This is a genomic window from Microcoleus sp. EPA2 (assembly GCA_020882975.1).
Classification (GTDB): Bacteria; Cyanobacteriota; Cyanobacteriia; order Cyanobacteriales; family Microcoleaceae; genus Microcoleus.
Genome location: JAHRFD010000053.1, coordinates 1 through 21,824, shown reverse-complemented (window position 1 = coordinate 21,824; position 21,824 = coordinate 1). Strand labels below are relative to the sequence as shown.

The window sequence follows — 21,824 nt, the reverse complement described above, 5'->3', positions numbered from 1 at the left end:
CGGAGTTGTTGCTGGCTGGGAATCGGTAGTTAAAGAATGTTCTGCGTCTAGGGAAGTTTCTCTCGGAGTTGTTGCTGGCTGGGAATCGGTAGTTAAAGAATGTTCTGCGTCTAGGGAAGTTTCTCTCGGAGTTTCTGCTGGTTGGGAATCGCTAGTTAAAGAATGTTCTTTGTCTAGGGAAGTTTCTCTCGGAGTTTCTGCTGGCTGGGAATCGGTAATTAAAGAATGTTCTGCGTCTAGGGAAGTTTCTCTCGGAGTTGTTGCTGGTTGGGAATCGGTAATTAAAGAATGTTCTGCGTCTAGGGAAGTTTCTCTCGGAGTTTCTGCTGATGGGAACTTTGACTCTAAAGTGGCAATTGTTTCTGGATGCTGAGTCAAAATTTGATTGTTTTCCGGTTGGTCACTCATAGGGATAAAATTTTAGTATAAAGATGGCTGTTGAGTATTTTACGTTATTTGTGCGATCGGGGACAGTAAAATGATAGGGCAATGTTCTTGAAAAAACAAGAAAATGGTATCTTTGTAGAACAGGCAATAATTCATAAATGGTGCAACATATGCGTGCGTCGCGCTCCTATCTAATTAAAGCGGTAATCTCTAGTATTATCTGCATATTTGCCGGATGAGACTCACGACGAAGGTTAATTTCTGCCAATAGTTATTTTACCGACTGTTTACGTTGTCCTGAGATGGCTTTGGTCTTGGTTGACAACTCAGCTTCTAAAATGGCGATCGCAAAAGCATTAATCGAGAGGTGTTGAGCATCGGCTAACTCTTGCAGCCTCCTATACAATTCATCTGGTATATTTTCTATTTCCAGGGTAGCCATGTCTTAAAGTCCTAGCATAGTTTCCATAAATATTAGCATAGGAAAGTGGGTTTAGGATATATTTAGCAATTTACCTTTGGGTGGGGGCTGGTTTACGAAATTGTTTGTTAGAGGCGAGTATTGTTTGTGAAACCAGACCCTACAAATTACCCATCCCGGTCCCCAATTCCCTAGGCTAGATTCGCCATTGTTAATTATTAGGTAAAGACTGCCAAAAAGGTCGCTCTTCTCCCTTCCTGATAGTATTTGTCGCCGACTGCACATTTCCCCTCAGTTCTTGATAATACCTATCGTCAAGGAAACTAACATTTACACCAAAAGGTAGTAGTAATTGACGCAATTTTTCCTGAGTATAATCCTTGCCCTCAATTATCGCCCCGCGGGGATTTGAGACTAACAAATTGCCATTGACAGCTACGGAATTGACCAGATTCGGCCACCAAGCATAGCCACTATAGCCAAACATCACTGGAATTTGGATAATTTGGTCATCTCTGAGGGAAAATTCTCTTTTTAACTTATCGATAAGCGGATTAAGTTTTTGTGTTTGCAAATTGAGATTGTGGTTGATTAAAGCTTGATTTTTCAAAGCATCGCTGACAGTGATTTCATTGCTCAATCCACGATTTATCTTAACCTCACCGTAACCTTGTCCTGCCAATTCTTCCAAGAGCTTAACTCCTGCTTCTGGACTGGCGATCGCCATTATATACTTTCCGGGAGTTGTACTGGGAATAAAATTGATAATTTCATCGACTTGGCGAGTCAACAGCCAAGAAGTATCAATATCCACCGCAGGCCCTTGAATTTGTTGAGCTTGAATAAAATCCAGTACCTCTGGATTAAAACTAGCATTCTCAGATTGACCGTAATAAATTCGACCCATTGGGTATCCAGGAATCGGCGGTGTTACTTGTAAATTTCCGTAGCCATCAGCCCACTGATTTGCTGATTCTAGATTGCGAGGTTGACCGATTTTGACTACGCTCAAATACTCATCGGTATTCGTTTTTTTGGGATAGTTACCTAGGGGATCGCTATTGTTTTGTAGGGCTACATTCAAATTGCGGATTTGGGATTTTTCGGGAAATTGAACGTAGCCATTTTTCTGAATATCCTGCATCCAAGCTTTGTCTCCTTGGATGATTTTGACTTTAGCTCCTGTAGGTTCTACTGCTTGTTTGAGTTGGGAGATAAATTCGCTATTTCCTGAGCCTCTGTCGCTGACTTGAACCTCTGTAACTGGTGTGATATTGGAGGGCATTATCCAAGGTGTAACGCCCATTTGAATTGTGGCTGAGGCTATTTCTTGACCATTATTGATGGCATTTGCTTTGAGATTAATCCGACCGCTCCAATTGCGATCTGCAAATTGTTTTGCTTCTACTCCTAAGACAATATTTTTGCTAAAGACTAGGGGTTTAGTACCTGATATGTCTACACTTTGCCAACCATCGCCGGTCTTTTGAAAAACATTTATGTGAGGGCTAGCAAGGTTATCAGCCGTGATAAATATTTGAGAACCTTTGAAGTTTTCCGACATTTTTAAGTGAACTTGAGACAGCATTGCTGGACGGCGTGGGGCGCTAACTTTGGTTTGTTGCCAAACTGGTATTTTGCGTCGATCGCCCGATTTGTCGTTAAATAGAACTAGGGTTCCCTTAGACAAAGACCATTGTTCTTTACCGGGTTCATCTTGGTCATTAATTTCACCATCTCTGTTGGTATCTCCCGCAAAGAAGAAGTTGGATGGCGCTGAAGTGGGTAAAAGTGGGCTGGGATTTGGGGTGAGAGTTGATTGAGGAGTTGAAGTGGGTAAAAGTGGGCTGGGATTTGGGGTGAGAGTTGGTTGAGGAGTTGGTGAATTTTTTGCTAATTCTTGGCGGGCTTGTTCTTGTTTTTCTTGTTCTTGTCTTTCTAATTCTTGGCGGGCTTGTGCTTGCTTTTCCAGCTCTTTTCTGGCTAATTCTTGGCGGGCTTGTTCTTGTTTTTCTCGTTCTTTCCGCACAATTTCTTGTTGTTCAAATTCTTGTCTTTCTCTTTCCTTACGGGCTTGTTCTTGCTTTTCAAATTCTTTTCTTTCTAGTTCTTGGCGGGCTTGTTCTTTTTTCTCAATTTCTATTCTGGCTAACTCTTGTTTTTCTTGTTCTTCTGCTAAGGCTTTTTGTACGTTCCGTGCAATTTGCAATTCGTAGGTAGCGACTGTTAGATTGCCTTGATATTCGATGGTTTTGTCTATCGCCCCACTAGCCAAAAAAGAATCGTGGGGAATTTGGCGCAGCGTGTTGATAGCTGACTGCCACAGACGTTGTGACTGTTCCCAACTAGCTGGAGAACTTTTGGCGGTGCGTCCGATGATGACGGCTTCACTGGCTATTTTAGCCGATTCATTCCAAGTGTTTTTGGCGGTTTCTTCGATTTGAATGCTAATGTTGACTTTGGCCAGTTGCAGAACCAAAGCTTCTGATTTTTGGCGCTGGATTTGGGGTTTCCAAGGTTCTAAGAAAAAGGAGGTGCGATCGGGATTTTTGGCAATTTGGTCTAATTCTAGCTTAAGGCGATCGCGCAATTTGTAGAGTTCTGCAAGGGATTGGGGAGTTTCGGTGTCTGGCTGTCGCCGAGAGATTTGGAGTTGGTAGTTGAGGGAAGGTTGGGCGAGGGTTTGGGGGACTGCTACCCAGATGATACCGATGATGACACCGAAAGTATTGATAATGGCGATCGCAATATATTTAACCAAACGCATATAGTTTATCCTCAGACACCCCAATGATTTTACCTAATTTGGCGATGAATTGAGAATTTAATATCAGGTGGTTGGGGCGGGAAGGGCTATGGTTGAGACCGTCATAAAAGACTTACAGAACTTTTGATATCAAATTCGGTAGCATCTGAATTATTCATCTCTCTATTCTCTCACTCTGTGTCCTCTGCGTTCTCTGTGGTTAAATCATTCCGATACAACCGGAATTGATATAACAAATAGCTACCTAGTAATGCTAAAGTGCCTCCATGGTGGGTGGGCAGATAGCATTACTTAGGTTATTTCATTTTCGGGCAAACTATATTGATAGCTATCTTTAAATCACATAAAATTCGCCATATTTGTTGCGTATGTACCGCAGAAATGGATCGATACTTAAAGGAGAACCTGTAACTCTATCTAGCAATTCGACTGCGGTATATTTACGACCATGACTATATATATTTTCTTTGAGCCAATCATGGAGTACGGTAAAATTCCCCTGTTCTATTTCTACCGGAATTTCTGGATTGATTTTGACTGCGGTTTCATAGAATTGGGCGCTCATTAAATTACCAAGGGTGTAACCTTGGAACATACCGCCGATCGTCCCAACATACCAATGAACATCCTGCATTGCACCCTCGCTGTCGCTGGGAGGAACAATACCGAGGTCAGTTTTATAGCGACTGTTCCAAGCTTCGGGGAGGTCATGAACCGATAGTTTTCCCTCTACCATTGCCAATTCTAGGTCAAAGCGGATGGCTACGTGGAGGTTGTAGGTTACTTCGTCGGCGTCGGTGCGGATCAGCGATCGCCCGACTTTGTTAATGGCCTTATAAAATACCTCAATCGGCACTTGTCCTAACTGCCGCAAAAATACCCCTTGCAGTTGCGGGTAAAAACATTCCCAAAAGCCCCTACTGCGGCCGACTAAATTTTCCCAAAGCCGGGACTGGCTTTCATGAACACCAGAGGAAATGCCACCAGCTAGGAGTGTACCTTCAAATTCGTGGGAATTTCCCAGTTCGTAAAGAGCGTGTCCCGCTTCGTGGATACTGCTAAAAAGAGCTTGATCCAGGTGATCTTTGTAAACGCGGGTGGTGATCCGCACGTCGTCTATGGAGAAGTTGGTCATAAACGGGTGCAAGGTGGTATCTTGTCGTCCCCGTTGGAAGTCGTAGCCCATACGTTCTACGACGGTGCGAGTAAATTCTAATTGCTGGGCTTCGGGGAAGTCTTGATGCAAGCAAGAGTCGTCAGCCGAGGGCTGGGAGGTGATGGCTTCGACTATGGGGACTAATTCTTGACGGAGTTGAGCGAACAACGGGCGCAAAATCGATACTTTCATGCCATAGTCGCTACGATCGATCAAGGGATCGGCAATATGTTCATATCCTGGGAAAAAGTCCGCGTATTGCCTGCTTAATTCTAGGGTTTTTTCCAGATATGGCTCGACGGCTGCAAAATTATTAGCAGCTTTCGCCGTAGCCCAGGCTTCGTAGCAGTCGGCTTGGTGGCGACATAGTTTGGCCATAAAGGCTGCCGGAACTCTGGCGGCGCGATCGTAATCTCTGCGCGCGACGCGAATCAGGCTGGCGGTATTGGAATCGTAAGGCAGGCTTTGTTCGTAGCCACGTAAGTCTTCTAGCAGTTCCCCAATTTTAGGATCGGTAAATTTTTCGTGGGATATCTGTTTGAGGGTTGCCAATTGGCGACTCCGGGCGCTTGCACCTCTAACAGGCATATAGGTGGCTTGATCCCAGTGCAGCAGGGAAGAGGCTGACTCGATATCGATGATTTCGTTAAGACGGGCTGTGAGTTGACCGAATTTTGTTTCAGTTTTGTCTAGGGTTTGCATGATTGGGGTTAGCGGTACTTTTTTGCCTACAAAGGTTGCTGTGCGGCATCTATATTAGTCAATCATTGCTTACCCTGAGTTAAAGCTAAAGACCGCACTTGTTCACGTATTGTATGCAATTTTGAGTCATTTTGGGAAAGTTTTAGGTATTTTTTCGGATTAAGTTCGATCGCCTTGGAGAGATTTTCTATTGCTTTGTCAATGATGCTTGCTACTACTGCGGGCTGATTTTTTGACTCTTGCGCTTGTTTTTCTAGGGCCCAAATGCAGGCTTTTTGATAGTAGAGGTTTGGATCGTCTGGTTTGAGTGCGATGATTCGATCGTAAGAGGCGATGGCTTCCGGGTATCGCTGGATTTTTTTGAGGGCTACGGCGCGGTTGTACCAGGCCTCGATGTTTTGCGGTTCTGTTTCTAGTGTTTTGTCCCAGGAGGCGATGGCTTCAGAGTAGCGTTGTAAATTTGCCAAGGCCAAGCCGCGGTTATACCAGGCTTCGCTATCGTCTGGTTTCAGGGCCAGGCCTTTGTCCCAGGAGTCTATGGCTTCTGCAAATTTTCCCATATGGGCGATCGCCGTGCCGCGTTTGTTCCAAACTTCGGGGGAGTTGGGGCGCAGTTGGAGAGTTTTGTCGTAGGAGACAACGGCTTCTAGGTAGCGTTTGGCATCGGCTAAGGCTGTCCCGCGGTGATACCATGCTTGGTGTAGATCTGGTTTAAGTTCCAGCGCTCTGTCGTAGGCGGCGATCGCCATTTCGTTTTGTCCTGATTTTTTCAGAGCAAATGCCTTGTTGTACCAAGCTTCCCAGTAGTCGGATTTCAGGGCTAAGGCTTTGTCGTAGGAAGTGAGGGCTTCACAGTAGCGTTCCAAGTTAACCAAAGCGTTGCCCCGGTTCGACCAAGCTTCATGGTAGTTTGGTTTAAATTGGATCGCTTTTTCGTAAGAGGCGATCGCCTCTGAAAGCCTGTTACACTTGCGCAGCACATTGCCCAGATTGTACAAAGCTTCTGGGTGATCGGGTTTAATTTTGATGGCTTCGTTGTAGGCGCAAATCGCTGTTTCTAGCTGTCCCAACTTTTTGAGGGCGACACCTTTGTTGTACCAAGCTTCCTGAAATTTTGGTTCTAGTTCGATCGCTTTTTCCCAAGATGCGATCGCCGCTTGCAAGCGTCCCATTGCTTCTAGGGCGTTACCTCGATCGTACCAGGTTTGAGGGTCTTGGGGATTCAGTTCTATGGATTTTGCCCCACGTTCGATCGGCTTTTCCATACTCGCTAATTTTTGCAAGGGATTTCACCTAATTTTTTGTAAAGTTGCGGTTTTTTTTATATTAACTTTCATACTAAGATGATTTTTACCCTTCCCAGGGTTGAAACCTTACTATTCTGGTAATTTTCGATCGCTTTACACATACTCAAAAAAAAATCAAACCTGTCTATTATAGTCTTAGCAGTCTCTGGTGACTGTATAAATAAACACTTTAGTTGATAAATTACGTATAATTAAGCAAAGGGGCAGAATATCGGACTCAACTATAAACAACCTCACCCAAGCTCCATTAGCCCCAGCCCAAGGCAAATGTCTATCCCAGAATCAAGGCTGGAAACGGATGAGCGTCTTCTGGGATTTAGCCGTTCAGCTTGCTAGATGCTTTCGCAAAAACAGTCTTCGTGGCTGTCCGAACAGCCAACAACTCCAATCCCAATCCACCTGTTCTAAGCGATACCCAGCCTGATAATATAACTGTCTAGCCGCATGATTATTTTCCAAAACATGGAGGTAAACTTCCGAAAATCCCCAGTCACGGGCAGTTTTTTCACAATTATTCAGTAGCTTTTGAGCAACACCTTGTCGCCGATACTCTGGGTGAACGGCGAGATTTGATAAATAAGGATAGTCAGAACTTGGGAATTGCCAAGCAAAGCGAGAACGCAGAGCTAGTTCTACCGTTCCAGCCATTAACTCTGACTTGTTGTCAAGAGCATTTTCTTCCCGCGAGACCAGCTCAGCAACCAGACAAATGTAATGTTCAGTTTTAGAACGCAGTCGATTTTTTAAATCTTCGTAAATACCTAAGCGTAATACTGGATATACCCAGTGTACTACCCCCTCGCGGGAATGAAAGCTCGAAGCCAAAATATCTGCTAGCTGCATCAGGTCATTGGCTCCAGCCATCCGAACTAAAAAGCCACAATTTTCGGGGTTTTGTTTACCGCGTGTTGGTGAGGAAAAAAATGAATAATTCACAATTATCAGCCACTATATTAATTTTCTAGGATGGTTATTTATACACAGAACCATTTTTTTACTGGTGATTTTATTGTGATTCATAACCCTCTCAATCAATTATAAATTCACAGGAACATTCAATAATTATCAGCTAATTCTAAATAAAGGCGGGTCGGATTTGGGCAACCAATTCATTCCCAGCCGATCGGGGTGGGTTTTCTGTAATATTACGGGTATAACTTATACACATAGTTGATTGACCCGATTAAACGACCACCTTCTTTAGCCTTGACTTTGCAATATTATCTAATGTACACTGGAAATGTCAAGGGATTGAGAAAAATCATGGCCAACAATAACCCATCCCCTAATACTAGATTTGTAGGTATTGGGAAGGGTATTAAAAACAATCAAAAAGGTTTTAATGTCAGGTTCCCGGAACCCTATCACTCTATGCTGGCAGAAATACCCGATAGAATTGAATTTATTCGTCAAGCCGTAATTGAAAAACTCAAGGATAAGCCAGAATGAATGAGGGTATGAGGCTCGTGGATGTTATGGCTATGGCGAGCCGATCGAGTTTCAAGGGCTTCTGGCCACAGGCACTCCTGTATCCGATGAAAGCAACCTTGTCTTTAACGGTAGGGGTTTTCTGCCAAAAGTCCGATTTATACTCTGAGGTTTTGGAAAAAGTGTCTGGGGTATGACCCAATAATTCGGTCTGTGGGCGGTAGGACCAAATAATTGGATAGTATGCAGAAGGCGATCGATAAATTCAAAAGCCCGATCGAGCTAATTAGCCGATGTTGACAGAGTAAATTCATCATGAAAATTAAGGGCAGGTTAAATAAGTTACATAGTTAACTGGGTGAGGGTGTTTCGAGAAGGGTTCAAGGCATCTGGGTTGGATCGAGTGGGATTTCCTCCTCCCTACAGTTCTGACTCTGGGTTCAATTGCGGATTTCAAAGAGTCTATATCGTAAAATAAGGCGTCAATAGTGGCAAAAATAGGCACTAGACTTACGGTGATCGACCGGGTTTCTCTAAAAAATCAAAGTTTCTTAACGAGATATGTACCAAAAAAGTGGGGTTTCTGCCATCGGCGGCTGTGGTGAGTTTTAAAAATCTTAACTAAAACGGGACTGGTGCAAATAATTAATCGCAAATACTGGAAACACATTCACAAAAGGACAGCTATAGCTATGTTGCAGAGATCCTGCCTCCCTATGACTCCCACCACCAAGCACAGCAAAGCTATGTGGTTGAGCAATCAGGGGGAAGACAAATGAATTCCCTAGCAAATTCTAAGGTCAAAATTCTGATCGTTGATGACGAACCAGACAATATTGAGTTGCTGTACCGCACCTTCTATCGCGATTATAAAGTGCTGAGCGCCAAATCAGGTCCTGACGCCCTCGAAATCTTGAGAAGAGAGAAAGAAGTTGCCGTGATTATCTCGGATCAGCGGATGCCAAAAATGAGCGGGACTGAGTTTCTCCGCTTAACTGCTGTCGAGTATCCCGACGTGATCAGAATTATTTTAACTGGCTATACGGATGTTGAAGATTTAGTTGAAGCTATTAATGCGGGCAAAGTATTCAAATACGTTACTAAGCCTTGGGATTCCGATGACCTCAAGGTTTTGGTCAGTCAAGCTGTGGATACTCACCATGTCCTGAAAAATCGCACTAATGAACTGCGACGGGCACTACAGCAAGAATCACTGCTTTATGCTGTTACCAATAGTATTCGATCGGCCCTCAACTACCAGCAAATGCTGCAAAGAATTGTGGAAACCGTAGGTGAAATGTTTCAGGTGAGTTGCTGCTTGTTACGTCCCTTCCAAGACGGTAGAGTGGCTGATGAATGGTTCGTTTATCCACACCAGGAAACTCCAGATTTGCCATCATCGGATGCTGTCGCCATACCCCTAGATGCCCCGGATGCTAGACTTTCTGCGGATTTGCTACCGCTGTTGGTGTGGGAAACTACCGAAGTAGAGGTGATTCAAGATGCTCAAACTGACGATCGCATTTTACACGCAGGAAATGACCAGCGACGACTTGCTTACCAAGCAGCGAACATCCGATCGAGCTTAATCGTACCTTTGTTCTACCAAAATGAACTCATGGCAGTTTTAGCGCTGCACTCCTTCGATCGCCCCCGCCCTTGGGAAGAACATGAGATCAACTTAGTCAATACAGTAGCAGACCAAGCAGCCTTGGCTCTTTCTCAAGCCCGTGCTTACGAACAAGTGCGGGCGCTGGCAAAACGCGAAGCCCTAGTCAATACTATTACCACGGCCATTCGATCGAGCCTAGACCCCCAAAACATTTTTTCAGCCATTACCCAACAACTAGGGCAAGCTCTGCAAGTAGACGGCTGCGTGCTATCCCTGTGGACAGAAGATGACGAATACGTTCAATGCGTGGGGCTTTATGACTCAAATCGGAATTTTGTAGCCGCCCAAGAGGACTTTATCGCTCCTAATTTACTCCCCAACGACATGATTACGGATAGAGGCCGCGCCTGGATATTTCCCCAATCTTCGCTACCCCAGTCTTTAGTGCCGATTCGAGGGAATCCGGTTTTGCAAAACATCATGATCTCGAAAGAACCGGTGGCGATTTCAGATCTCAACGAACGTCCTGACATGAATGTTACAGAACTACAACTGCGATCGCCAGCCCGCGCCCTTCTGGTAGTCCCCTTGCTTTCCGATGGTAAAATCATCGGCAGCATCTCCCTGCGACAAAACAACAACACCAGGCGCTGGCTAGCCTCAGACATTGACCTGGCTCAAATAGTAGCAACTCAAGCAGCTTTAGCCGTACAGCAGTCTCGCCTCTACCAAACTACCAGACAGCAAGCCGAACGTCTCCTAGAAGCCGATCGACTCAAAACCGAGTTTTTCCAAAATATCTCTCACGAATTCCGTACACCCCTAACCCTCACCATTGGTCCCCTGGAATCAGTTTGCAGTCGCCAAGAAGACTTACCCTACGAACAAGCAGCCATTGCACTTCGCAATTCCCGTCGCCTGTTGCGCTTAGTAAATCAACTACTAGATTTGCAGCGACTGGATGCTGGACGAATGCAGCCAAGTTTTCGCCCCTGTGACTTAGTAGGTTTCTGTTACTCTACCGCCGAATCCTTTCGCCCCTATTGCGAGAAAAAAAACATCAACTTAATTACTCAATTGCAAGAGTGTCAGTTGCTCTATTTAGATATTGAAAGATTTGATAAAGTTATTTATAACCTGCTATCAAATGCTGTCAAATTTACCCCAGAAGGTGGAACTATAACCCTGACTGTTGCATCGGCGGGTTCTCACTGTTTGCTGCAAGTAAAAGATACCGGGATCGGCATTCGCACCGAACAAATTCCCTATTTATTCGAGCGTTTTCGTCAGGCAGAAGGTTCCGCCAGCCGTTCCTACGAAGGAAGTGGCCTAGGCTTGGCATTGGTCAAAGAATTAGTGGAAATGCACGGTGGTCAAATCTCCGTAGAATCTGTTTACGGTGAAGGATCTACTTTTACGGTTTGGCTCCACTTCGGCTCCACCCATTTGCCTCTAGAACAAGTGCTGGAAATACCAACAGAATTTCACTCATCAAAAGCAATGGTGGAATTGGCAGATGTAGAAGGTGATTTGTCTGATGCTGAAATCAAAAACGAGAATTTGGAAACCCTCCAATCCGTAAGCTCAGAAACAGCAGTTGGCACAGTTTTGGTGGTTGATGATAATCCTGATTTACGCTTTTATGTATCGGGAATTTTGCGAGATTCAGGGTTTTCGGTTTTGCTTGCCCGCAATGGTGAGGAGGGATTTGCAGTAGCGAAAAAACGTCGCCCTGATTTGATTGTTACAGATTTGATGATGCCCTTAGTGTCGGGCTTAGATTTGATTCGGATGATTAGAGAAGATCGAGAATTGAAAGGAACTCCTGCTATTTTACTGACGGCTAAAGCCGATGAAGACACTCGAATTGAAGGAGTAGAACGGGGAGCTGATGCTTATTTGTCCAAGCCTTTTAACGACAGAGAATTATTGGCAGAAGTGCGAAATTTGCTGGCTCTCAAGGAAAACGAACGCCGTGTCCAGCAGTTGAATACTTATTTAACTGAGTCGGTACTGCGCCGATTTTTGCCGCCGGCAATGGTGAAAGCGGCGGCGGCGGGAGATTTGGCCCTGAATTTGCGCCCGGAACCGCGATTGATTACGATTTTATTTAGCGATATTGTGGGTTTTACTGCCCTCTCCAATACATTGCGATCGCGCCGAGTAGCGGAGTTGTTGAATCAATATTTAGCGGCCATGACTAAAGCAATTTTTGATAGTGGTGGTACGGTAGATAAGTTTGTGGGAGATGCGGTAATGGCAATATTTGGAGCGCCGGAAGAACTCAACCCCAATGAGCAAGTGCGGCGTGCTGTGGAGGCTGCAAGGAAAATGTTGCGAGCTCTTAATGAGCTTAACCAAAGTTGGATGGAACAGGGTATTGTTGGGGAGAATGGCGTGCCAGCGGTGCGTTTTCGCTGTGGAATTCATCAGGGTACTGCGGTGGTGGGGATGTTTGGCTGCGAGGAGCGATCGGACTATACTGCGATCGGACCTAGTGTGAATATTGCCGCTCGACTGCAAGAAGCTGCTGAACCCAATAGTGTGTTAATTTCCGCAGCGGTGGCCGATTATGTTGATGAGGAGAGAATTATTAAATATAAGCCACTGCAATTGAAGGGAATTGATGAAACGGTGTTGACTTTTGTACTCAAGTGTGACTGAATTGGGCCGCAACCCCAATAATTTCCGATGGGCAACGGCGGCGCAAGTTCAAAGTCAACAGTTAATAGTCAACTACCCGGTTTGTTGAGTATTTATGGGAGATAGGATCGGAGGCAGGCCCGACAGCATCGATCGCAGCCTCAAGAGCGATCGACACATGAGTCCAATGAGTCCCCCCTTGACAAAAAGCTATATAGGGTTCCCGCAGTGGCCCATCAGCCGAAAACTCAGACGTACTCCCATCAATAAAAGTACCCCCAGCCATCACCAACTTACTTTCATAGCCGTGCATGGGAGCAGGCACCGGATCTAAATAGGAACCAACGGGGGAATTTTGTTGAACAGCCCGACAAAAAGCAATTAACTTATCAGCACAACCAAATTCGATCGCCTGAATCACATCTCGTCTTTTGGCCAAAGGAATCGGATTCACCCGATAACCCAACTTATAAAAAACATAAGCCGTCAAATGATTTCCCTTGATCGCCTCACCCACCAACCCAGGCGCTAAAAACAAACCCTGAAACAGCAAGCGATTTAAATCAAAAGTTGCACCGCCACTACTGCCAATTCCAGGGGCCGTCAAGCGACAAGTTGCAGCCTCCACTAAATCTGCCCTCCCGGCGACATAACCGCCCGCAGGGACGATGGTACCCCCCGGATTTTTAATCAAAGAACCAGCCATCAGATCCGCACCGACAGCAGTCGGTTCACAATCCTCAACAAATTCTCCGTAACAATTATCAACAAAGCAAATTGTGTTAGGATTCTGATGTTTGACTATGGCGACGATTTTTTGAATCTCAGAAATAGACAGACTAGACCGCCAAGAATAACCGCAAGAGCGCTGGATAAAAACCAGGCGAGTTTTTGCTGAAATAGCACAGCTCAGTCCCTGCCAATCCACACTTCCTTCGCGAGTTAGAGGCAACTGACGGTAAAGAATGCCAAACTCAATCAGTGAACCTTGACCTTGCCCCCGCAAGCCGATGACTTCTTCTAAAGTATCGTAGGGAGACCCAGCCACTGCCAACATTTCGTCACCAGGACGCAGGATGCCAAACAGAGCACAGGCGATCGCGTGAGTACCCGAAACAAACTGTACTCGCACCGCCGCCGCTTCTGCACCAACTACTTCGGCAAACACGCCGTCCAACGTCTCCCGACCCAAATCGTCGTGACCGTAACCCGTAACTCCTGCAAAATGGTGGACTCCAACCCGGTGGCCCCGAAAAGCTTTTAAGACTCGTTGAAGATTTTGCTTGACTGTCGCGTCAATACCAGAAAAAATCTGAAGGAGTGCCTGTTCTGCTTCCTGTAGCCGTGAAACGCTATTCATCTATACCTCGCTCACCATTTGTGTGCGCACAGCTCGTTATCGCGTAGATGCGGCCCTTAGTTTGTAAACATAATATATTCATGACGATTGCAACTTCCAAAAAAACTTCTCCTGATTGGCCTGTCATAGGCTTTATGGCCTTTTTACACATCGGCGCTTTATTTGCTTTGCTGCCGAGTAATTTTAGCTGGTCTGCGATCGGGCTAGCAGTATTCCTCCATTGGGTAACAGGTGGTTTAGGAATTACTCTGGGATTCCACCGTCTGGTTACTCATCGCAGTTTTCAAACTCCCAAATGGCTAGAATATTTCCTAGTTATTTGCGGTACTCTTTCCTGCGAAGGAGGTCCGATCGACTGGGTAGGAATGCACCGGTTACACCACATACATTCTGACACTGAAACAGATCCCCACGATTCCAATCAAGGCTTCTGGTGGAGCCACATGGGCTGGATGCTCTCGGATCTGCCCATCAGAGTTGAAATCCCGCGCTTTACCAAAGACATTGGCGACGATCCAGTATACAAGTTTCTGCAAGCATATTTTATTCCCATCCAAATAGTCTTCGGTGTCTTGCTCTATTTATTAGGCGGCTGGTCCTTCGTGGTTTGGGGCGTGTTTATGCGGATTGTAGTGGTGTTCCACTGCACTTGGCTGGTGAACAGTGCTACCCACAAATTTGGGTATCGCACCTACGAGTCTGGCGATCGCTCCACCAACTGCTGGTGGGTTGCCGTCCTGACTTATGGCGAAGGCTGGCACAATAACCACCACGCCTTTCAATACTCGGCTCGCCACGGTCTTCAATGGTGGGAAATCGACTTAACCTGGATGACAATTCAACTGCTGCAAACACTGGGTTTGGCAACCAAAGTCAAATTAGCAGACATAGCAGAAAAGTAAAGTTCGATCGAGGGTAACAGGTTATTAGTCATTAGTTGTAGACTGAGGGCTAATAACCAATTTTTTATCAAACTTCCATTACCTAACCTAACCAACAAAAGCTATACAGCTTTTCAGGTATAGCATTTCATAATTCATGTTTGATTAGCTTGGGTTTATTAACCTTTATCTAACCTAGTTTATCTGAATTTTACTCAATTTAAAACATCAAATCTGAAACCGAATGACAATCGCAACGCAAGACAAACTCCAATACAATTGGACACACATTATTGCTTTAGCCGGAGTTCACATCGGCGCTTTGTTCGCCCTACTTCCTGCTAACTTCAACTGGACAGCAGTGGGTTTAACAGTATTTATGCACTGGATAACCGGTGGCTTAGGAATCACCCTTGGATGGCACCGCCTCCTGACTCACCGCAGCTTTCAGACACCCAAATTTGTAGAATATTTTCTAGCTTTTTGCGGTGCTCTAGCTTGTCAAGGTGGAATAATTCATTGGGTAGGCTTGCACCGCTTGCACCACACCCACTCCGACCAAAATAATATCGACCCTCATAATGCTCAGCAAGGTTTTTGGTGGAGTCATCTAGGTTGGATGTTTTATAAAGGTCCCGCCCACGATGAGATTCCCCGCTGCACCAAAGACATTGCTAGCGACCCATTTTATCAGTTTTTACAAAACTACTTTTTGCCAATTCAAATCGCCTTTGGCGTCTTGCTTTACTTAGCAGCAGGCTGGCCCTTTGTAGTTTGGGTAATATTTGTGCGCTTAGTTTTCGTGTATCACTGCACATGGTTTGTCAACAGCGCTACTCACAAATTTGGCTACCGCACCTACGAAACCAAAGATAGTTCTACTAACTGTTGGTGGGTTGCTGTTCTGACTTATGGCGAAGGCTGGCACAATAACCACCATGCTTATCAATATTCTGCTCGTCACGGGATGGAATGGTGGGAAATTGACTTTACTTGGATGACAATTCAATTGCTGGAAGCGCTCGGTTTGGCAAGTAAGGTAAAATTACCAGCGAAATAGCGAATGGGTAATTGGGCATAGGGCATTGGTTGCTGGTTACTTGTTATCGGTTCTTCGTATACCCTCACCAATAACAAATAACCAATGACTAATGACTAATGACTAATTACTAATGACTAATCACTAATTACCCCGTTTTTGCTCACCCCGGCCTCGCAAATACTCCGCTGCAAAAGCCAATGCTCCCGAACCTACCATTAACAGTACGCTGAGAGCATTAATATCAGGTTTTACCCCAGTCCGAATCCGGCTAAAGATTTCCATTGGCAAAGTTGTAGTGCCACTACCTGCGGTAAAACTCGCAATCAAGAAATCATCCATACTAAGAACAAAAGAGAGCAAACAACCAGAAATAATGCCTGGTAATAATTGAGGCAACAAAACTTGAATAAAAGCCTCAACTGGCGTCGCTCCCAAATCCAAGGCTGCTTCTTCTAAAGAGGGGTTCAGGTCTGCTAATCTAGTAGAAACAGCTAGGGCAATATAAGCTAAACAAAAAACTATGTGAGCAGCTACAATTGTCCACAAACTCAGAGGAATAGCCAGAGCTGCTAAAAATACTAGAGTCGCCACAGCACTGGCAATATCGGGAATAATAATCGGCAAGTAGGCAACTCCTTGATATAAATTCTTGCCTGGAAAGCGGTAGCGGGACAAACCTACTGCCATCAATGTACCGAGGACAGCGGAGATGGCAACTGCACAAATAGCAACGGTTAAACTATTTCTTAGGGCAATTAAAATGCGGCTATCGCTAAATAATTTAACGTACCAATCTAAAGTAAATCCTTCCCAGCCAGCGCTAAAACGTGATTTATTAAAGCTGTAAAATGTCAGTACCAGAATGGGCAGGTACATATAAAAAAACATCAAAACGGCAAATACAACCTGCCAAGAAACCTTGAATTTAGGTTTTAAATACAACATATCGGCGGGGATTTCCTCCTGTAGATTTTCGGTAGTATTTTCCATATCTCGCTAACCGGGAATTGGTAATTGGTAATCGGTTGTTGTTACTTGTTATTTGTTATTTGTTATTTGTTATTTGTTAGGAGCTACCAATACCCAGTAACCAATAACTAATGACTAATGACTAATAACTACTGACTAATGACTTCTTTAGATTGCATTGCGATCGCCATATTTTAGCAAAAGTGCAATTCCAATACTCACTGCAAAAATTAATACCATACTCAGAGCCGATCCCAGCCCCCAATTTTGAGTTGCTCCCAAAAATTGATTGTAAATTAAACGAGCCGCCGTCATGCTGGAAGCGCCACCGAGCAACTCTGGATCGACAAAATCACCCAAACAACTAATAAATACTAGCAAAGAACCGGCGGCAATTCCCGGCATAGTTTGGGGTACTGTTACTTGCCAAAAAGTTTCTACTGGATTTGCACCCAAATCCTGAGATGCTTCTAGCAATCTGCGGTCTAATTTTTCTAAAGAGGCGTAGAGAATTGTTACAATGTAAGGCAAATAGCTGTAAGCCATGCCAATTAAAACTGCTGAACTTTGATTGAGCAATTCCACTGGGGGAATACCGATAAGTGCCAACAGCGAGTTGAGCACTCCTGTAGGCCGCAGAATTGTAATCCAAGCATAGGATCGTAACAAGGAAGAAGTCCAGAGCGGCAAAACAAAGCCCAACAGAGTTAAATTCCGCCACTTTTTGGAGACATTGAGGGCGATCCAGTAAGCTACAGGAAATCCGAGTAGTAAACACAGTATGGTAGTCCCGGTTGCAAAAAAGACCGATCGACCAATTACCTGCAAATTCAGAGGCTCAAATACTCGTAGATAATTGGCAATTCCCGAAGGATTCACCAAGTCTCCCGGCTTAATATTCGGCACCAAACTCAGTTGGAAAATGACTATAGTTGGTATGACTAATAATAAAGCCAGCCATAAGCCAGAAGGGCCCAGTAATGCCAGTGGTCCTGCCCAGGATGACCACCGGGAGATAGTTTCAGCCTTCGATGGAGCATGGGGAGGAATCGGAGGGGGAGCTTTGGTGGAAACAGTCATAAATAATAGTTTTGATTTTTGATTGCTGATTTTTGATTAGTAGGGGCGGGCGATTCCCGCTCAGCGCAGCCGTTGGGTAGTCGAAGGGTGCAAGGATTCACCAACCGTAATCGTCTAAAATCGATCGTCTCCTCAAGCCGTCCCAACCCCACGGTAAATAGAAATGTAGGTGAAATTTAGGGGAAAAATCAGATTAACCACTGGTTAATTTAGTCCAGTAGCGATCGTAGACGTCTATAAATTTTCCTACGGGAGCTACACCTTCGCAGTTTTTCAAAGTAGCCTCGGAAGGGAACAGAATTTGGTTGTCCCTAACTTCCGGTGTCAGCAAACTAAAAGCATCTTCCGAAGGAGTTGAGAAACTGAGCCTTTCTACTAAAGAAGCAGCGACATCTGCTTGGAGCATAAAGTTAATCCACTTATAAGCTGCTTCGGGATTGGGAGCTCCTTTAGGAATTACTAAGGTGTCAGTCCACAGAGAAGAACCGCTTTTTGGCACAACATAGCGCAATTTATCGTTGTCGGGAATTACTTCATTAGCATCAGAAGAATAGCACATAGCTACTTTTAAATCTCCTGTCAGCATTTGTGGACGCCATGCGTCTGTGGTAAAAGAGGCGATCGCGGGTTTTAATTCTACCAACTTCTCATAAGCTTTTTTGACTTCCTCTGGGTTAGTAGAATTGAGTGAAAAACCCTGCATTCGTAACGCAGCACCCATGACTTCTCGAACATCATTGGCCAGAGTCATTCGCCTTGTCAACTCCTGTTTGTGTTTCCACAAATAGTCCCAATCGGTTGGAGCTTCTTTGAGTTGTTCGCTGTTGTAAATTAAGCCTGTGGTTCCCCAACTCAAAGGTACGCTGTAGCGGTTTCCTGGGTCATATACAGGGTTTTGGAATTGTTTTTTGAGGCGATCGATCCCTCCCAAAATTGAGTGTTCTAATTGACTCAACAGCCCCAGCTCCTTCATCTGAATCACCATGTAGTCAGAGGGATAAATGATGCTGTAGGCGCGACCACCACCGGCTTGAACTCTAGCCAGCATCGCCTCATTGGAGTCGAATACATCTGCAATCACGCGGATGCCTGTTTTTTCGGCAAAGCGATCGAGCAAAGCCTTATCTGTATAGCCTGCCCAAGTATAGATGAAAAGTTGGTCAGCATTACCTTTGACTGGAGGGGCCGATTGTACGTCTGCAAGCCGCCAGCCACAACTTGAAAGGGCTAAGCCGGAGATTGTCGCCGCCGAATTTTTTAGGAACTGACGGCGTGTAGAATTAGCCCTGGAAATCTGGGAAATTGGTAGATTAGTGGGAGGCACAGATTCAAAGATTGGTTATTTGTTATTGGCGTCGCCCTGAGCGTCGTCGAAGGGTCGAAGGGTTATTGGTTATTGGTTGTTGGTTATTGGTTATTTGTGATTAGTTACTTGTTGTTATGGAAACTAACAACTCACAACTAATAACAGACCACTAACAACTGACAACTAACAACTCACAACTGGCAACTGACTAATTATTTTCTATCGCTTAAAGCGAGACAATCAGTAGTTCCCCAATAAGCGTAAATTGGCGTGTGCGGGTCTGGGAAAGAGCCGCCGGTATTCGGTTGTCGCACCGTCATTTTATCGCCTGTGGTCAACTCCACCACGTAATGAACGTGGGTTCCCATGTACATGATATTTTTGAGTCTGCCTTCAAAACAGTTGACAGAGACTTCCGGCTGGTAAAGATTCAAATATACTTTTTCGGGCCGGACACTGACTACTACAGAGTCGTCTGTTCCTCCACTCCACATATCGGATTGCTGGACGACTATTTTGAGTCCGGCGGGAGTGCGAACTGTGAGAGTCGATCGGTCGATCGACTCTACTTTACCAGCAAACAAATTGGTATCGCCAATAAAATCTGCCACAAAAGCCGTCTGCGGACACTCATAAATTTCTTCAGGAGATCCAATTTGCTCTATTCGACCCTCATTCATCACTGCAATGCGGTCAGAAAGACTCATGGCTTCTTCTTGGTCGTGAGTCACCATCACAAAAGTCAGCCCCAATTCTTGATGCAAGTTGGAGAGTTCCAACTGCATCTGCTTCCGCAACTTCAAATCCAGAGCACCGAGGGGTTCATCTAGCAGCAGTACCGCTGGTCGATTCACCAGAGCTCTGGCCAAAGCCACCCGCTGCTGCTGACCGCCGGACATTTGGCCGGGAAACCGATTGGCGAAGGATTCCATTTTCACCAATTGCAAAGCTTCCCGTACCCGTTCTTCAATTTCCGTTTTCCCCAGTTTTTTAATCCGCAATCCAAAAGCGATGTTGTCCCAAACATTCATGTGACCAAACAAAGCATAGCTTTGAAACACAGTATTGACGGGACGGCGGTAGGCTGGAGTGTTGGTCATGGACTGACCACGAATCATCAATTCGCCCGCCGAGGGAGTCTCGAAGCCAGCGATTAACCGCAGCGTGGTAGTCTTGCCGCAGCCACTGGGTCCGAGAATGCTAAAAAATTCTCCTTGATGGATTTCTAGGTCAACCCCGCGGACTGCGGTTTCGCCATTGAATACCTTAAAGACCTTGCGGAGTTCAACGTCAAGCGCTGTATCCGTTGCTGTAGTACCTTGGTTGAGTGCTGTCTGAAACATATTCGCCCGTTCCTGGGGGTAATGCACGCTATCTTAATACAGTTTAAACTTAAACTTTTTTGTATTTTAGGCGAGGAATGCTTGATTTACTCGCTTTTGCGATGTTAAAGGCTCAAAAGCAGTTTTTTCGGTAAAAAAAACCGATTTCTGCGTCCAGGACTATAAGTAGTCTTATTTAGGTTCGGCCTCTTTGTTGTCTGGACTCGGACTTACAGTAGGTTTTGGTTGTTTGTCTGTTTTTGGTTCTGGTGTTTTTTTCCATTCGGACAAAGGTCGCATAGTGGCATTTTTAAAGTCGAAAGGTACCAGAATTACGGGCAAATTCTGAGATGGCGATTCGGTCGGGTTGGCTTGAGCATATAAAAAGCGGCCGCTAAAGTCTGTTTTCCCTAAAACTAGGCGGTGAGTTTCCTGGTTATCTAGTTTTACTGTGACTGTAGCTTGGGGTTGATCGAGGCCGAATTCTGGCAGTTGAGCGGGGGTGATACTAATTGTACGATCGCTCTTTCCTGTCCCCAACCTGTCTAACAAAAAATCTACTGATGCCTGATTGGCGTGTGCTTGCATCGGCACTTTCATTTCCCAACTTGACTTACCTCCTTTTACTGCATAAACTCGCTCAAAAGTCAATATGTTTTCGGCGGTTTTTATTGTAAAGAATTGTATGCGATCGGACTTAAAAGCAAAAATTCTCTGTTTTTCATCCTTAGCCGCTTCTTGCTTGGGAGCTACTTGTATCTCGAACAACGAAACCAAGCCTGTTAAGCTCAGTGCGACCGCTATTAATACTAATGTATTCTTTTGCAATTTCATAGTCACTGGGAATGAGGAATGGGGAATTGGGAATTTTGGAGGCTGTTAGTAGTAACAACTGACAACAGTCAACTGATTTATCTTCTGTTCCACCAAATAGCAGTCCCAATTCCCAGTCCGAGTAAAGGCCAAATTAGCCAAGCTAAAACTAAAATGCCTATTTGGATGACAGTCATGTTGATACGACGGTTAGTAGCTTTTTTGGGACTAATAGAAAAGCTTTGCTGGTCTGGCTTACTCAACCAACTGACAGAGTTAAGAAACACGTCGCTATTTAGTTGTTGGTCAAACCAGCCATTGGTCACAAATTGAGATGTGCCAATTACTACCATGCGCGAGGTTTTTCTGGGAGTTGAAGGCGCAGAAGGAGTTGAATTGGGACTGGGAGATGTTGTGGGAGATGTTGTGGGAGATGCTGTGGGAGATGCTGTGGGAGATGTTGTGGGTGTGGGCGAAGTTGGTGGTAGTACAGGAGGTGTAGCTTCTTGGGACACAATCACCGAATAGCTAATTGGGGAAGCAGTCGGGGATGTGGTTGGGGATGGGGATGTGGTTGGGGATGGGGATGTGGTTGGGGATGGGGATGTGGTTGGGGATGGGGATGTGG

Annotated in this window: 15 protein-coding genes and 2 pseudogenes; 4 read left to right on the top strand and 13 right to left on the bottom strand. The window is 45.1% G+C overall.

The window, feature by feature from the left end:
- The 6 genes and pseudogenes from AAFP14_RS25650 to AAFP14_RS25625 all read right to left on the bottom strand — a co-directional run.
- Positions 1–408 (bottom strand): annotated as a pseudogene (locus AAFP14_RS25650) (hypothetical protein); the annotation flags it as partial.
- Positions 409–658: 250 nt separating this feature from the next.
- Positions 659–829 (bottom strand): FitA-like ribbon-helix-helix domain-containing protein, encoded by a 171-nt coding sequence (locus AAFP14_RS25645; protein WP_341735000.1) that lies wholly within the window; start codon positions 827–829, stop codon positions 659–661.
- Positions 830–1,019: 190 nt separating this feature from the next.
- Positions 1,020–3,575 carry a protein-arginine deiminase family protein gene (locus AAFP14_RS25640; RefSeq protein WP_341734999.1) on the bottom strand — a complete coding sequence of 852 codons (2,556 nt, stop codon included), beginning with the start codon at positions 3,573–3,575 and terminating at the stop codon, positions 1,020–1,022.
- A gap of 334 nt (positions 3,576–3,909) precedes the next feature.
- Positions 3,910–5,433 carry a carboxypeptidase M32 gene (locus AAFP14_RS25635; protein WP_341734998.1) on the bottom strand — a complete coding sequence of 508 codons (1,524 nt, stop codon included), beginning with the start codon at positions 5,431–5,433 and terminating at the stop codon, positions 3,910–3,912.
- 62 nt (positions 5,434–5,495) lie between these two features.
- Positions 5,496–6,698 (bottom strand): tetratricopeptide repeat protein, encoded by a 1,203-nt coding sequence (locus tag AAFP14_RS25630; protein ID WP_341734997.1) that lies wholly within the window; start codon positions 6,696–6,698, stop codon positions 5,496–5,498.
- Positions 6,699–7,064: 366 nt separating this feature from the next.
- Complete coding sequence (locus tag AAFP14_RS25625; RefSeq protein WP_341734996.1) at positions 7,065–7,676, bottom strand: GNAT family N-acetyltransferase; 612 nt, start codon at positions 7,674–7,676, stop codon at positions 7,065–7,067.
- A 291-nt stretch (positions 7,677–7,967) separates the two neighbouring features.
- Between AAFP14_RS25625 and AAFP14_RS25620 the strand changes: the two genes are divergently transcribed.
- Positions 7,968–8,189 carry a hypothetical protein gene (locus AAFP14_RS25620; protein WP_341734995.1) on the top strand — a complete coding sequence of 74 codons (222 nt, stop codon included), beginning with the start codon at positions 7,968–7,970 and terminating at the stop codon, positions 8,187–8,189.
- Between the two features lie 754 nt (positions 8,190–8,943).
- Entirely contained in the window at positions 8,944–12,444 is a 3,501-nt protein-coding gene (locus AAFP14_RS25615) for a response regulator (protein ID WP_341734994.1), read from the top strand.
- Positions 12,445–12,505: 61 nt separating this feature from the next.
- On the opposite strand, the gene AAFP14_RS25610 is transcribed toward AAFP14_RS25615, so the two are convergent.
- On the bottom strand, positions 12,506–13,783 hold the full coding sequence (locus AAFP14_RS25610; protein ID WP_341734993.1) for a methionine gamma-lyase family protein: 1,278 nt from the start codon (positions 13,781–13,783) through the stop codon (positions 12,506–12,508).
- Positions 13,784–13,863: 80 nt separating this feature from the next.
- Between AAFP14_RS25610 and AAFP14_RS25605 the strand changes: the two genes are divergently transcribed.
- Both AAFP14_RS25605 and AAFP14_RS25600 read left to right on the top strand, forming a co-directional pair.
- A complete protein-coding gene (locus tag AAFP14_RS25605; protein ID WP_340522976.1) occupies positions 13,864–14,685 on the top strand; it encodes an acyl-CoA desaturase in 822 nt (273 codons plus the stop codon).
- A gap of 223 nt (positions 14,686–14,908) precedes the next feature.
- Complete coding sequence (locus tag AAFP14_RS25600) at positions 14,909–15,724, top strand: acyl-CoA desaturase (RefSeq protein ID WP_341734992.1); 816 nt, start codon at positions 14,909–14,911, stop codon at positions 15,722–15,724.
- A gap of 123 nt (positions 15,725–15,847) precedes the next feature.
- Here the strand turns inward: AAFP14_RS25600 and AAFP14_RS25595 are convergent, their stop codons facing one another.
- The 6 genes and pseudogenes from AAFP14_RS25595 to AAFP14_RS25570 all read right to left on the bottom strand — a co-directional run.
- Positions 15,848–16,696 carry an ABC transporter permease gene (locus AAFP14_RS25595; protein WP_341734991.1) on the bottom strand — a complete coding sequence of 283 codons (849 nt, stop codon included), beginning with the start codon at positions 16,694–16,696 and terminating at the stop codon, positions 15,848–15,850.
- A gap of 147 nt (positions 16,697–16,843) precedes the next feature.
- Positions 16,844–17,755, bottom strand: a complete 912-nt coding sequence (locus AAFP14_RS25590; protein ID WP_341734990.1) for an ABC transporter permease — start codon at positions 17,753–17,755, stop codon at positions 16,844–16,846.
- Between the two features lie 193 nt (positions 17,756–17,948).
- Positions 17,949–19,079 carry an ABC transporter substrate-binding protein gene (locus AAFP14_RS25585; protein WP_341734989.1) on the bottom strand — a complete coding sequence of 377 codons (1,131 nt, stop codon included), beginning with the start codon at positions 19,077–19,079 and terminating at the stop codon, positions 17,949–17,951.
- Between the two features lie 194 nt (positions 19,080–19,273).
- Entirely contained in the window at positions 19,274–20,404 is a 1,131-nt protein-coding gene (locus AAFP14_RS25580) for an ABC transporter ATP-binding protein (protein ID WP_341734988.1), read from the bottom strand.
- A 171-nt stretch (positions 20,405–20,575) separates the two neighbouring features.
- Entirely contained in the window at positions 20,576–21,217 is a 642-nt protein-coding gene (locus tag AAFP14_RS25575; protein ID WP_341734987.1) for a DUF4340 domain-containing protein, read from the bottom strand.
- A gap of 77 nt (positions 21,218–21,294) precedes the next feature.
- Positions 21,295–21,824 (bottom strand): annotated as a pseudogene (locus AAFP14_RS25570) (GldG family protein); the annotation flags it as partial.